Origin of the sequence: Legionella spiritensis (genome assembly GCF_900186965.1) — a bacterium.
GTDB lineage: Bacteria > Pseudomonadota > Gammaproteobacteria > Legionellales > Legionellaceae > Legionella_C > Legionella_C spiritensis.
This window is the reverse complement of the sequence record NZ_LT906457.1, coordinates 1,041,033-1,056,018: the sequence shown is the minus strand read 5'-3', so window position 1 is coordinate 1,056,018 and position 14,986 is coordinate 1,041,033. Positions and strand designations below refer to the sequence as shown.

Sequence of the window (14,986 nt, the reverse complement as noted above, 5' to 3'; positions counted from 1 at the left end):
TATTACCACCAAAAGCGAAGGGTCATCTTGTCTTTATAGTGTCGTCCATGCTAACGTGTATTTTTTTTGCGCTGGAAGTCGTATGCAACAACTCATCACAAAATTCGGTGGTACCAGTGTATCCTCACGGCAAACCTGGGATAATATCGCTAAAATCACTCGCCAACACGTAGAGCAAGGAGCGCAGCCTGTCATTGTCTGTTCCGCTTTAGCGCAAATATCCAACAAACTGGAACAAGCCATAGACGCCGCATTGTATGATCAACATCATACTATCCTGAAAGATATTTGCGATAACCACTTCGAACTGGCCGACGCCCTGGAGGTATCCCGGGAATTGGTAAACGATGAGCTAACCCGACTGCAGCAATTACTGACCGGAATTGCCTTGTTAAAAGAAGCGCCGGCGAAAGCCCGGGCGCAGATCATGAGTTGCGGCGAATTGATGATGACTCGCCTGGGACACGCGTTTCTCCGGAAAACAGGGATTGACTGTCTATGGTTTGATGTCAGGGACGCTCTGGTTTCAACACCTATCCCCGGCGGGGACGGAGTCAATTACCTGACTGCCCGTTGTGACAGTCCCCCGAACCCCGGGTTACGCCAAAAATTTCTAAATTCCGGCGCCAAGGCTATTATTACCCAGGGGTTTTTCGCAGCCAACGCCCAGGGCGAAACCGTTTTGCTGGGACGGGGAGGCTCGGATACCTCAGCCACGCTTCTGGCAGCAAGTCTTGAAGCCAGTCTCTGTGAGATATGGACCGACGTTCCCGGAATCTATACGGCCAATCCCCACCAGTTACCCCACGCTCGTTTACTCAAGCAAATCAATTACGACGAGGCCCAGGAAATTGCTTCCATGGGTGCCAAGGTATTACACCCCAACTGTATCCCGCCGGTCAGAAAAGCCGGCATTCCCATGGTGGTCAAGTACACCCGTATGCCGGAACATTCCGGAACACGGATTTCCAAGGACAGTGACGATAACGCCCCGCCTATCAAATCCATTCAGGTCAAGCACAGTATTATTCTCATCTCCATAGATACCCTGAATATGTGGCAACAGGTCGGATTTCTGGCGGATGTGTTTACAACCTTTAAAACACATGGCTTTTCGGTCGATTTACTATCGTCTTCCGAATTTAACGTCACGCTGTCTCTGGACAGTAACGGCAAACTCTACGAAAGACATCGCCTGGACGCGTTACTGGCGGATTTGAATCGATTCGGACGAGCCAGGCTCATAGAACCATGCAGTGCGGTCAGTCTGGTCGGCCACCATATCCGTACGGTTCTTCCGCGTCTTGGCCCAACCCTGGAAATATTCGAAGCCAAACAAATTTATCTGATGTCCCTTGCTTCAAATGATTTGAATCTGACCTACGTCGTGGACGAGTCGCAGGCGGAGAAATTGCGCCAGCAATTGCATCATCTGCTCATTGAGAGCAATCCCCAGAGTTTTTATTATTCCAAAAGCTGGCATGAGGAATTCGGGCAACCGGACATTCGTCCTGTTCCATGGTGGGAAAAGGAGCGTGAACGTTTACTGCAAATGGCTCAAACCGAATCCCCCTGTTACGTCTATCATCGCCCGACGCTGCAAGCCAAGGCAGATGAATTACTGGCCCTGAAATCGATAGACAAACCCTTTTACGCGGTAAAAGCCAATCCGCATCCGGATATTTTACGGACCTTTTATGAGGCCGGACTGGGATTTGAATGTGTGTCAATCAACGAATTGCAAAGCGTATTACAGTTGTTTCCGGATATTGATACCCAACGTGTTTTATTTACTCCCAATTTTGCGCCCAGACACGAATACGAATTTGCCCAGACAACCGGCTGCACTATCACCATTGACAGTTTGTACCCCTTACAAAACTGGCCGGAATTATTTACCGATCGGAGCATTATGCTGCGCATAGATTCCGGCAGCGGTGCCGGGCATCACAAATTCGTATCCACAGCAGGTAACGAATCCAAATTCGGCATTCCACAATCCGACATCCCTCAGGCCATTGAATTAGTCAAAACCCTGAAAATTAACGTGACGGGACTGCATTCGCATTCCGGCAGCGGAATCCTGACCCCGGAGCTATGGCAAAACACGGCGTTAATGCTTACCGAATTATTGCAGCACTTCCCGCAAGTCCAGGTTATCAACCTGGGTGGCGGCCTGGGTGTGGCTGAAAAGCCCGGTCAGCAAAACCTGGATCTGGCCAGTTTTGATTCGTCATTAATGGCTATCAAGTCGCGTTTTCCGCGTTTGTCATTCTGGCTGGAACCAGGGCGTTTCCTGGTATCCAACGCAGGAATTATTCTCGCGAAAGTCACCCAGTGCAAAGAGAAAGGTAAGGTACGCTTTATCGGGATTGAAACCGGTATGAATTCATTAATCCGCCCGGCACTCTACGGCGCCTACCATGAGATTATTAATCTGAGCCGCCTGCATGAGGAAAAAGTAGGCTTTGCCCATGTCGTTGGTCCCATTTGTGAATCGGGTGACACGCTGGGATATGACAGACCTTTTCCCTCTACCCGGGAAAATGATGTCTTGTTGATTGCCAACGCCGGTGCTTACGGTCATTGCATGAGTTCCAGTTATAATTTAAGGCCGCCGGCACAGGAAGTGATGGTATATGCTTAAAGATGGTCAACAACGAAGTCTGGCAACCGACCCCACCCGATCGTTCATCGTACAGGCGCCGGCCGGCTCGGGAAAGACGGAGTTATTGACCCAGCGTTTTTTACGGTTGCTCGGTTCCGTTCAGGCACCGCAACAGATTGTTGCCCTGACCTTTACCCGTAAGGCGGCCAGTGAAATGCGTGAGCGCATTTTAGCTTCCTTAAACAAAGCGGCACAGGGGATCCGGCCTGAAACACCCCATCAGCAACTGACGTTTCAATTGGCAAGTGACGCTTTAAAAAGAGATCGGCACTTTGGCTGGCAACTGCTGGAACAGCCGCATTGTCTTCGGATCATGACCATAGACTCGCTTTGCCAGACCCTGACCCGGGCCATTCCCCTGCCCGAAAAACAACTCCCTTATTGCGACATTACCGATCTGCCTTACCCTCAATACATACAGGCGGCTCAGAATTGTGTGGCATGCGCCCTGGATGAAGAAACATACCGCTCCGAGATCCTGACTCTGCTGCAACATCTTGATAACCGGCAGGACAGGCTTCTGGAATTATTCAGCAACCTTTTGCAAACCCGTGATCAATGGCTGGAAACGTTCTATCAGGCCCGGGATCTGGAAAAGGAAACCCATGAACAGGCGCTCGCCTTGATTGAACAGCATGGTCTTAGGCGACTGATAGCCAGTATCCCTTCGGATTTGCGCACACCGTTGTGTCATTTCGGCCGTGAGATGGCCTCTCTTGAAAACGATCCGCAATCTATCCGCTTTCCACTTCGTAACTGGCATGCGTTTGAACCCCTGGATCGAGAGATTGCGTCTGCCCTGGCTGATCTGTTGCTGACGAAACAGGGGCAGCTGAGAAAACGTTTGGACAGTTTAAAAAAAGGCGTTTGTGATCCCGCCCTTTTCCAGCAGTTGAAAGATCAAGGCAAGGAGCTGTTGACCGCGTTACAGGATTGCCCCGATGTCGCCGATGCGCTGCTTAGAGTCAGCAAGATGCCCGAACCGCATTATGACAACGAACAATGGCAAGTCCTGCAGAGTCTTTTGACGTTACTGCCGGTTCTGGTCGCTCATTTACACCTTGTCTTTAAAGACGCGAACGTGTCTGATTTTACCGCGATATCCCAGCAAGCGATTCTGGCTCTGGGTGATGAGGAGCAACCTACGGATTTAACCCTGTACCTGGACAACACCATTCACCATCTTCTTGTGGATGAGTTTCAGGACACATCCCTGCAACAGGCAAGTCTGATTGAAAAACTGGTACAAGGCTGGCAACCGGATGACGGTAAAACATTGTTTCTGGTCGGGGATCCCATGCAATCCATTTACCGGTTTCGTCAGGCTGAGGTAGGTTTGTTTCTAAAGGCGCGGCAGCAAGGAATTGGACACGTCAGGCTGACGCCGCTGGAATTATGTTGTAATTTTCGTTCCTCAGCGACTCTTGTCGACTGGGTCAATTCCTCGTTTCAGACTATTTTTCCAGGACAGGATGATATCGAATCAGGCGCCATTTCCTTTCATTCGTCAGCGCCTGCCCATCAGGCTATGCCGGACAGCGGTATTTATGCGCGACAACTCGGTGACCGGGAAAGGGAAGCACGCGCTGTTGTAGACCTTGTTGCAGACGAACTGGCCACCTATCCTGAAGATCAGATTGCGATACTGGTGCGTTCCCGTTCACATCTTAACGAGATCGTTCGCTTGTTACGCACAGAAAATATCGCGTTTCAGGGTGTGGAAATCGAACAGCTCTCCTCGCTGCCCCACATACGCGACATCTGGAGTCTGACAAAAGCCCTGCTTTATCCCGCCGATCGACTGGCCTGGATGGCGCTGATTAGAAGCCCCTGGTGCGGCTTGTCTCTCACGGATCTTCACAAAATAGCCAATTTTGACAGAAGTCAATCCATATTGCATGCCTTGCAAAGCCAGGCAGATATCCTTGATCCTGGTGACGAATCAACAATCCGCCTCCGCTATTTTACCCAAGTGATGAGCGACGCATTGACCATGCGTCAACAGCAATCCCTTGTAGACTGGGTACGCCAGACTGCCGGACAATTACATAGCGAGTACATTCTTGACGCCGGCAGACAAACCGATCTGGAACAATTCTGGCGACTGCTTGATCAACACAGTCAGGATGGCCAGATTGCCGATATAGCTCGTTTTACGGACGCGCTGGATCACCTGTATTCCCAATGCGTCACGCCATCCCGCCTACAGATTATGACCATTCATAAATCCAAAGGTCTGGAGTTTGACAGCGTGATTTTACCTGGCCTGGGTAACAGGCCTCCCAATCGGGATTTGCCTCTTCTGCGTTGGCTAAGGTTACCCAGCCAGACCAGGCAGGAATACCTGCTCATCTCACCCATTCGCGCGTCTTATAAAAAACAATGCCTGCTTTATGATTACCTCGGTGAACTGGAAGCCGAGAAAGAACGGTATGAACTGCAACGCCTCCTTTATGTCGCAACCACCCGGGCTAAAAAACGTTTGCATTTGTTTGATAATCGGGAAAAAGGCAGCGGCAAATCCACTTTTCGAGCCCTTTTGCACGATCAGATGTTCCAGACGCAAGACGATGAGAGCCAGGAAAAAACCATCCCTGATCCGCTGCCGACCCTTTGGCGGCTTCCTGTTGATTTTTACAAGTCGTCCCCGCCTCGTGTTGCCCATGAATCAAACCATACCCATCTTCCTGATCTCAGATCCAACGCCCGTCAGACAGGCATCATCACTCACGAACTCATGCAGTGGATTTGCACTTATCATCCCACCGGCATCGATGAACTCCCCTGGTCCATGATCACCGGACAATTAAAAGGCATCGGCCTTGACCGTCAACAACTGGAAGACACCTTAAACCACCTCAAGCTGCAGATGAACAAACTCTTCCAGGATCCCATTGGGCAGTGGATCTGTAACAAACACAGCGAAGAGCATAATGAATACGAATTATTAGTCGAGGAAAACGGCCGCACCGGTATCCGTATTATTGACCGAACCTTTTGCGATCAAGGTATATGCTGGATTATTGATTTTAAAACCGGACGTGAAGACGACCAGTCTCAACAGCAACACAAGAACCAGGTCAACGGTTACGCCAGACTGCTCACCGCCACATCAACTCACCCCATCCATTGCGGCCTCTATTATCTGAATACCAATACCTGGATCAACTGGCCTTTTCAAGACTAGGGTGTGTCCTCATTCTGTTTCGCGAGCTAAAAGTTGGGATAATTTAGCGCAAATTGCAGATTGAATGAGGACACGCCCTGGTACCTCTTTCATGAATATCCCTATCTGCGTTATGATCCGGGTTGATTTTGCAAACGACACGACTATGAATAACCAAGATAAAATAAAAACCATTCTGGCCACTACTACGGTACCTTTCTTTAATCAGACGCTGGCGCAACTCGGTTTTGAAGCATCAATCGATATAAAAACCGACGCATTGACGATTGCTTTATCAGCCGGATTCCCTACCGGATCTATCGAGGATTCGTTGCAATCTTTAATCCGTAAGGCGCTTGCCCAGGTTTATCCGTCGCTGCCAATCCATCTTACGCTGGAACCGGATATTCGTGCACATATCACACAATTACCGGGACGAGGTCTGCGTGGCGTAAAAAACACCATTGCCGTCGCGTCAGGCAAGGGTGGCGTCGGTAAATCAACGGTCGCGGTGAATCTGGCGGTTGCCCTCGCCAAAGCCGGGGCTCGCGTCGGAATACTGGACGCCGATATCTATGGACCAAGTATTCCCTTGATGCTTGGCGACGCAAAACCCGTCGAAATTCAGGACAATCATTATCTTCCGGTAAAAGCCCACGGGATTGAAGCCATGTCCATCGGTTATCTTACCGATAATGAAGAAGCGCTTATCTGGCGTGGGCCAATGCTGGCGAAATCCCTGCTGCAAATGATGGACATCACACTTTGGGATGATCTGGATTACCTGTTTATTGATCTGCCTCCGGGAACCGGTGACATTCAATTAAGTCTGGTGCAGAAAATTCCGCTCACCGGGGCTATCGTGGTGACCACCCCTCAAAACATCGCTACGCTTGATGCCCGGAAAGCCATTAAAATGTTTGAAAAAACAAATATTGATGTGCTGGGTCTGGTCGAAAATATGGCGTTACATCATTGCAGCGCCTGCGGCCAGCAGGAAGCCATCTTTGGTCACGGCGGCGCTGAGGCATTAAGTGAACGATTCAACATCCCGTTGTTAGGGACTTTGCCGCTGGACAGTCTGATCCGAAGCCAATCCGATGAAGGAAAGCCGGCTGTACTTCATGCGCCTGACCAATCAGGCAAACCATTTATGACAACAGCCCTGCGTGCTGCCCTGGCTATTTCGCAAAAACCGTTGAATTACGCTGATAAATTTCCGCCGATCGTTGTTGAATAACGTCACCGTGAAGGGGTTGTGAAATGACGACAGAACAATTACGCTGGTTTTCATGATAAAATTATTTATTTAAACCTCGAAGTGAAGGACATGTCTGAAAATTACACCGCTGAAGCGATTGAAGTTTTAACTGGTCTGGAACCTGTTCAACGCCGTCCCGGCATGTATACCGATACCACGAGGCCGAATCACCTGGCTCAGGAAGTTATAGACAACAGTGTGGATGAAGTGATTACCGGCCACGCCAGTACCATCACCGTCACTCTGTTTGAAGACGGTTCCATGCAGGTGGAGGACAACGGTCGCGGCATGCCGGTTGATCTGCACCCGCAACTGGGATTAAGCGGCGTGGAAGTCATCATGACCCGTTTACACGCCGGCGGAAAATTTTCCGATAAAAATTACAGCTTTTCCGGCGGTTTGCACGGGGTAGGGGTATCCGTAGTCAACGCCCTTTCCGAACGTCTTGAAGTCACCATTAAACGAAACGGTATTATTTATTACATGACCTTTGCCAACGGCGACAAGGTACAGGAGCTAAACGAAATCGGAGTCACCAAAAAGCGGGACACGGGTACCATTATCCGTTTCTGGCCAAACGGCAAATACTTCGACACGACCCGAGTGTCCGTGAAACAATTGATTCATGTCCTGCGTGCCAAAGCGGTGCTATGCCCTGGCTTGTCCATGACCTTTATTAACAAAATCACCAATGAGCAATTACACTGGTGCTATGAAAAAGGGCTGGCCGACTATCTGCGCCAATCCCTGTCGGAAGAATATTGTCCGGAAGAACCCTTTACCGGGGAATTCAGCAGTGACGAAGCCACGGTAGACTGGGCGCTGGTCTGGTTAAACAATCACACGGCCAGCAGTTTAAGCGAAAGTTATGTCAATCTGATCCCCACCACCCAGGGAGGAACCCATGTCAACGGATTGCGCGCGGGCCTGTATGATGCGCTGGCAGCTTTCTGCGAACTGCGTAATCTGCTGCCGCGAGGCGTGAAACTGACGGCCGATGATCTTTGGGAGCCTTGTCAGTATGTACTTTCCATTAAAATGAAAGAACCTCAATTTGCCGGTCAAACCAAAGAGCGATTAAGTTCACGGCAAACTGCGGCATTCGTCAGCAATGTAGTCAAGGATGCCTTTGCGTTATGGTTAAACCAGCATCGCAGTCAGGGTGAGATGATTGCGGCTCTGGCTATAGAGCGGGCACACAAACGGTTAAAACAAGCCAAACAGGTCGCACGTAAACGCATCAGCCAGGGGCCTGCTCTTCCCGGGAAACTGGCTGATTGTCTGCAACAGGACTTGAGTCAGGCGGAATTATTTTTAGTGGAAGGCGATTCCGCCGGCGGTTCGGCCAAACAGGCACGCAACAAGGATTATCAAGCTATCCTGCCGCTACGCGGTAAAATTCTTAACGCCTGGGAAGTGGACTCCTCACAAGTTCTGGCTTCCCAGGAAATTCATGACATTTCCGTTGCCATAGGCGTTGATCCCGGTTCCGATGATTTAGGAGGACTCCGTTACGGCAAACTCTGTATTCTGGCAGATGCCGACTCCGACGGTGCACACATTGCCACCCTGCTCTGCGCACTTTTTCTACGTCATTTCAAACCATTGGTGCAGGCCGGGCATGTTTTTGTCGCCATGCCGCCGCTTTATCGTATTGATATGGGTAAAACGATTCACTACGCGCTGGACGACGATGAAAAACAACAAATCATTGAACGCCTGACTCAGAACAACAAAGGCAAAATCAACGTGCAGCGCTTCAAGGGATTGGGAGAAATGAATCCCATACAGTTGCGTGAGACTACCATGGATCCCAATACCAGACGTCTGGTGCAACTTACCATGGACGATGAGCTGCAAACAATAGCCTTGATGGACATGATGCTTGCTAAAAAAAGAGCGGGTGATCGCAAAGCCTGGCTGGAAAACAAGGGCAATCTTGCCGACGTACCCTAGTACAACGTTTCACTGATTCTGTCCTGTTGCCAACGGTACAGAAGAGTTAGGTAGGTCGGGCGCCTCGCCCGACCTACGACTTGCCCCGCTGTCGCAGCAATAACAAACTAGCAAGACAACTTCAGTGAAATACTGTACTAGGCTCTGTGAACAAAAATTTTCCCAGCTGCAAATGAGGCTAATTGGCGCCATTATGTCTTTGAATTCGTTAAATAGAGCCCGCTATTCGCCTCATTCAAAGACATAATGGCACTCAATTATCCATATTTTCGCTTTGCGAAAAAATTCGTTCACAGAGCCTAGCAGCCTTCCCATTTAGTTTTGACAGGTTAACTGTCATTCCCGCGAAGGCGGGAAACCATTCCTGATGTGGCTCAGTGCTTGATTCAGTATGGATCCCCGCCTTCGCGGGGATGACAAAAAGACAAACATTCTGTACAAGCCAACCTGTCAAAACTAAATGGAAAGGGTACTAGACTCTGTACACTTATGAAAATAATTGCAAAAATCAATGTGCTTGGCTACATTGAAAATGTATTATAATCGAGTCCGGATATTTTCAAGCTACTTGTGTCTTGTGATCAGTGGCTCATTTTCATGACAGGATTACAACGAATCATCATGGATACATATAACTAACATTCAAGGAGTGGACTTATGAAAAAAATAATGACCATCGTTCTGGCAGGTTTGCTGGGTGCCTCAGTCAGCTTGTTAAGCGGATGCAACACGGTTAAAGGTATTGGACAGGACGTAAAAAAAGGCGGTCAGGAGATTGAACGAGCCGCCAGTTAATGTATTTATTTTCCAGGCTGTTTTTTAGGATATATTGACATCTCTATTTGCAACCAAACCACGTGACGACGTGCTCGTGTGCCTCATCCTGTAAATAAAGTGATCGTTAATCGGTAGCTATTTGCAGGATGAGGTACCAGGCCCTGGAACAAAAGTACGGAAGATGGCTATCCAGTCCGTTAATTGAACCGGTACATTTCATACATCATAACCTCTTCTTCAGTACTCGTTGGCGTTAAAGGCTTATCAAAATATGGTCGGTCTTCAGAATCAGATGAATCCGATGAAGAGAAAGCACTGGAAGAGTAACCGGATTCAACAGGCGTCGCCACTCTGGAAGAAGTACTGCCGCCCAAAGAAGAGAATAATTGCCGGCATAAGCCAAAGAACCCGAAAGAATTGCCGCGAAAATCATTAGACGGAGCAGACGATATTTCCTCTACAGACTCGGAGGAAACGGAAGGCTTGTCATCAATCGGCACATCATGGCTTGTTTCCTGTATGGGATGATCAAAGGCTTCAGCATTACTTACACGCATATGAAAATCAATGTTATAGCCGCATATCGTTTCATTTGCAGATACACTGATTTCCTCTTTGCCATTTGTATACGGCTGATGATTAAACGGTGCGGCTTCCTTTTGCAGTTTAATGCTTTTAGAACCCACAACCATACCGGCATGGACATCAATATCAAGATCACCTATTCCAGTTTTCTTATCCAGATTTGTAATAGTTCCCTCACCTGATATTTGACGAACGCTGCACAGACTGGAGTTATTCGGATTAGCTTTGTCCAGATTAAAACGGATGGCACAGTGTTCCTTGCCATCCGTTGTCTGATGACATGTTTTCGTTGCCTTTCCAAACAAACCGCATTCCAGCTCGCCATAAAAGGGCACCGAATTTCGTGATTGCAAGAACATGTCATAGCTTTGTGAGGTTTCTTGCGCCTTTTGCAGAAAATTTGACATCACTCCCGATTCGTTTTCCGTAATAATTTTCTTTTCACTCATTTCAATTTCTCATGTTGATTAATGAGCGAAACGTTATCATGACCATAATTTAAACAATAATAAATTTACACATTGTTTTCAATTTTTACATTTTCTGGTGTGTTTATGGCTACCTGTACCAGGGAAATACGTATCACAACCATCCGCTGCGTCGCCACAGCAAATCAAGCAACATTGTAAAAAATCAGAAAATATCTATGATTAAAATACAAGCGAAAAATAAAAATGATATGCTTTTACAGTTTAATCAGAGGTTGCCGTATTATGAAAAAGAAATCAGAACAGCAGAAAGAAAATGATGAAAGAGCACAATTAGCTGCGAAATTACGTGAGCAAGAGGAATTAAGCCGGCTGCTTCAGGAAGAAGAGCCCAAGCTTGAGATATCCGAGCAGGAATACAAACCGTCACCGAAAACCGATCTCTCCGACTGGAAGCAAATCGCCAAGGATTACCAGGAAGAAATGGAACAGGAGCCGGCGGAAGACGGTACGCTGAATTTTCCATCCCGGGAAGCGGCGGTGCAATTTTTTGAAAAGCAAGCACAAAAAGGACGTCAATTTCTGGCCAATGAACTCGGTACGGACTTTCACGTATTTTCCACGGGCGACGGCCAATTGTACAAAGGCACACTAAGTGAAATTCAGGCACAGCTCAAAGACGCGATACAACAAAACCCGGGTAACGAAAAAACTCAGGCAGGGCTTGATTTAATCAATCGTCTTGCTCCGACACCATCACCAAAACCCGACCTGGGCAAGGAAATGCGCGAGAAAATGCGCGCGCTTAGAGAAGAGCAGGAACCACCACAACAAACGATGCGCGAAACCACACCTAACCCACTTTCAACGAAACCAAAACCGATGCCGGAATGATAATTCAGGCTGGAACCCTGGCCAGCCTGACCAATAACACCGTTGTCATCTGTGGGAAGCATCGGGTAAGATACTCGACTTGTGTCCGCTTTTAAATGGTCACTCCAGAACAGTTTTCCGGTTCGTGTTCCTCTCTCTTCATAATATCGTAAACAGCATCCCGGAGTTCAACAGGCACATTCATAGAAAAACGAACACTTACATCCTCACCATGTTTTTGTTCTACCTCCAGGAACACACATTGAGGATTTCCGGAATTTGGATATATGCCGTTTTTTTGATAGACATAGAGGGTTGTCGTATTTCCAAGCAGTTTACTCTCTGCAAATTGGAATCCTTCATTCACAAGGTATGAAAAAATTGTTTCAGATTTCATTATCAAACACCTTTATTGATAGGGTCTGTGACCCTGAATTAAAATCACACATTTTAATTTAATAACAACGTGATTTCAATTTAATCATCATAAGTCAAAAGGCAGGTTCATACCATGCTGACATCCTTTCATCAGCACAATTTTGCCCTACCCTTTCAACAAGGGGATCAAATTGGAATAATTATCCGTCCAGAGCAATTTACTGTTCTCGGTCACAAACCGCCATCCTTGCCGATTCATCAAATGGAAAGCCAGATCCTGATTGGTCGTCAGCAATGCCCATTCCGATGGAAACTGGCCGCCTTTGTTATCACCCGGATCCAGTTTATGAAGCAGCATGTAATCAAGTTCCCGGGCGGCTGCATTTAAAACAGGTAAAAGATGGAGATGACGATTACTGATATTAACCAGCAAAACCCCGTCTGAGGACAATCTTTTTCGGTACAAATGAAACGCTTCCCGGGTTAACAAATGAGTCGGAATGGCATCGGAAGAAAACGCGTCGACAACCAACATGTCATAATCTGCGTCCTTTTGACTGTTTAAGACCTGGCGGCCGTCTCCTTTATGAACGGTTATCCCGGGAAGACAATCGCGTAAATAAGTAAAATAACGGGTATCATTGGCCATAGCGATAACCTGCTCATCGATATCGACCATATCTATCCTGTCATCTGCTCGAAACTGGCAGGCAAGTATGCCGGTACCCAACCCGAGAACCATGGCACGCATTGAAGCATGGCTCCCCTGCATGAATCCCGTCACCGCCTGTAAAGGCCCATAATAAGCCATGGCACCATCCTGCTGCACGTTCACGCGTCCCGGCAACTGGAAACCATGCAGGATATTTTGACTGAGCAACGCGTAGGCCCCCGACATAAACGCCACCTGTTTTACGCCGTAAAAATTACGCTGCTGATCCAAAACAGGAAATGGTTTAAACCATGAGCTGAATAAAAAAACAAACAGTCCGCTCATACCAACCAGTACATTTACTTTTGTGCCAGCCCCAGCAATAATGAACACCAACGCTAGGATTTCTGCGATATGATTGGCTTTGATCCACACAAACCAGGACTGTTCAGGTAACATAGTGTTTGTTATAAGAACACCTATGGCCAGCAGTGGAAACAAACCCGGACGCTTCCCGGTTTGCAGAGGAATACAGAGCGTCGCCAACAGTAATCCGATTGGGTATTCGTATGCGCCGCTAAAAATATGCGGCGCCAACAACCCATTAAATACTCCTGCCAACACCCCGCCTAGCGCCAGACAACAATAAAAATCGGTAAGTTGCTCAACCGGAGGACGAATCCTGACCAATTCGCCATGAAAAAGTAACGCCAATGCCATAAAGCTGGCTAGATGAATGGCTATCAATTGTTTCATGGAGAATAAATTAGGCCCCAAAATAAACGCGAATACCGGAATAACAATAAAAATCAACGCGTTTTGCTGAAGAAAATAATGGGAAACAAGAGGTTTTCTCGCAAACGTCAGTACAAAGGATAATAAATACAAAGCTAAAGGAACGACCCAAAATAATGGGGCGGCGGCAATATCCGTGGTAATGTAAAAAGTCACTCCCAGCATCAAACTGCAAGGAACAAAACCATAGGCAATCCATAGCAACCGCCGAGACCGGTCGATTCCTTCCACAGTACGGGTTATTGATTGGGTGCTTTGATAAGGCAATAAAAAAATAACGGCGAGTAACACCGCATAAACCATAAACAAATAATTCCAGATCTGAAATTGCTGCTGCAACCCCATATAGCGCTCAATCAGCCAGGGATAACTCAAAAGGGCCAGCAGACTACCAATGTTACTGGCCGCGTATAAAAAATAGGGATCATGGGCATGCCTTGCGGATGTTCGGCTATAGGCAAATTGCAGCAGGGGGGCGGAAGCAGCGATAACAAGCAAGGGACACCCCAATTGCTTCAGCAGATCCGACAAAATCACAACTTCCGGTGATTGGTTTACCAAAGACGCCTGAAACATAAGGGGCAACCCGGCAAGAGCCAGTAACACGGCCATGCCATGTATCACCCTCCAGACGTTGCGGCGATGACAACGGCTTAGCACCCAGGCATAACCATAGGAAATCAGCAGCAAGCACTGAAAAAAAAGCATACAAACTGCCCACACCGCCGGTGTTCCGCCATAAACCGGAAGCAAACTTTTAGCCACCATGGGTTGAATTACAAAAAGTAGCAGTGCGCTCAGAAACAAACTAAATGAAAATAAAACTCGAATCACCACCGACTTCATCCTGAAAAAATCTGTAGCCCGCAAAAAATCTGCAAGGCTAATTATCGACACGTCCCGGGTTCGGTACACTTATCTTTTATCGAGGTGAAAATTGCGATTAATTTGCAGCCGACAAAAGATAAGTGCCCCTAATCCGGGTCGGATCTGCCCTTCAGGCGTTTTTCTTTTCCGAAGCCCTCAGCATCCAGCGAGCCTTCTCGTGGGCGGAGATACGCTCGGCCAGTAAACTCACAGTACCTTCATCATTGCTTTCCTGAGCCAGTTTCATAGCCTGATTAAGATCCTTGACAAGCGTATCATGATCTTCGGACAATTCCGTGACCATTTGATCAGCATTACGGTTCGAATCCCCGTCCTTGATTCGCTTCAATTCTTCAAACTCCTTAAACGTCGCAGGGGCTCTATGACCGATAATTAAAATACGTTCCGCCACATCATCTACAGCCTGTGCCAGTTCCGTGTATTGCATCTCGAATAACTCATGTAATATTTTGAATTGCGGCCCCGTCACATGCCAGTGGTAATTCTGGGTTTTTAAATACAACGCATACGTATCTGCCAGGATAATCTTTAATTTTTTTACAATGTCACTCATCGTCCT

10 protein-coding genes are annotated in these 14,986 nt (G+C 47.7%); 6 read left to right on the top strand and 4 right to left on the bottom strand.

Annotated features, from left to right (window positions below):
- Window positions 1-82 precede the first annotated feature (82 nt).
- From CKW05_RS04845 to CKW05_RS04825, 5 genes are all read left to right on the top strand, one after another.
- On the top strand, window positions 83-2,647 hold the full coding sequence (locus tag CKW05_RS04845) for a bifunctional aspartate kinase/diaminopimelate decarboxylase (protein ID WP_058484609.1): 2,565 nt from the start codon (window positions 83-85) through the stop codon (window positions 2,645-2,647).
- Entirely contained in the window at window positions 2,640-5,855 is a 3,216-nt protein-coding gene (locus tag CKW05_RS04840) for a UvrD-helicase domain-containing protein (RefSeq protein WP_058484610.1), read from the top strand. Before CKW05_RS04845 ends, CKW05_RS04840 begins: the two co-directional genes overlap by 8 nt.
- Before the next feature lie 91 nt (window positions 5,856-5,946).
- Entirely contained in the window at window positions 5,947-7,074 is a 1,128-nt protein-coding gene (apbC, locus tag CKW05_RS04835; protein WP_231950700.1) for an iron-sulfur cluster carrier protein ApbC, read from the top strand.
- Between the two features lie 90 nt (window positions 7,075-7,164).
- Complete coding sequence (gene parE, locus CKW05_RS04830) at window positions 7,165-9,051, top strand: DNA topoisomerase IV subunit B (RefSeq protein ID WP_058484611.1); 1,887 nt, start codon at window positions 7,165-7,167, stop codon at window positions 9,049-9,051.
- A gap of 657 nt (window positions 9,052-9,708) precedes the next feature.
- On the top strand, window positions 9,709-9,846 hold the full coding sequence (locus CKW05_RS04825) for an entericidin A/B family lipoprotein (RefSeq protein ID WP_058484505.1): 138 nt from the start codon (window positions 9,709-9,711) through the stop codon (window positions 9,844-9,846).
- Window positions 9,847-10,025: 179 nt separating this feature from the next.
- Here CKW05_RS04825 and CKW05_RS04820 read toward each other — a convergent pair whose 3' ends face one another.
- The gene (locus tag CKW05_RS04820; RefSeq protein WP_058484506.1) at window positions 10,026-10,862 is read right to left on the bottom strand and encodes a hypothetical protein; all 837 of its coding nucleotides are present in this window, start codon (window positions 10,860-10,862) and stop codon (window positions 10,026-10,028) included.
- A gap of 264 nt (window positions 10,863-11,126) precedes the next feature.
- Here CKW05_RS04820 and CKW05_RS04815 point away from each other — a divergent pair, with 264 nt between their 5' ends.
- The gene (locus CKW05_RS04815; protein ID WP_058484507.1) at window positions 11,127-11,735 is read left to right on the top strand and encodes a hypothetical protein; all 609 of its coding nucleotides are present in this window, start codon (window positions 11,127-11,129) and stop codon (window positions 11,733-11,735) included.
- A gap of 91 nt (window positions 11,736-11,826) precedes the next feature.
- Here CKW05_RS04815 and CKW05_RS04810 read toward each other — a convergent pair whose 3' ends face one another.
- The 3 genes from CKW05_RS04810 to CKW05_RS04800 form a co-directional block, all read right to left on the bottom strand.
- Window positions 11,827-12,111, bottom strand: coding sequence for a hypothetical protein (locus CKW05_RS04810; protein ID WP_058484508.1), 285 nt, complete (start codon window positions 12,109-12,111; stop codon window positions 11,827-11,829).
- Between the two features lie 147 nt (window positions 12,112-12,258).
- A complete protein-coding gene (locus tag CKW05_RS04805) occupies window positions 12,259-14,376 on the bottom strand; it encodes a spermidine synthase (protein WP_231950698.1) in 2,118 nt (705 codons plus the stop codon).
- A gap of 160 nt (window positions 14,377-14,536) precedes the next feature.
- Entirely contained in the window at window positions 14,537-14,980 is a 444-nt protein-coding gene (locus tag CKW05_RS04800; protein ID WP_058484509.1) for a Dps family protein, read from the bottom strand.
- Window positions 14,981-14,986: the final 6 nt, after the last annotated feature.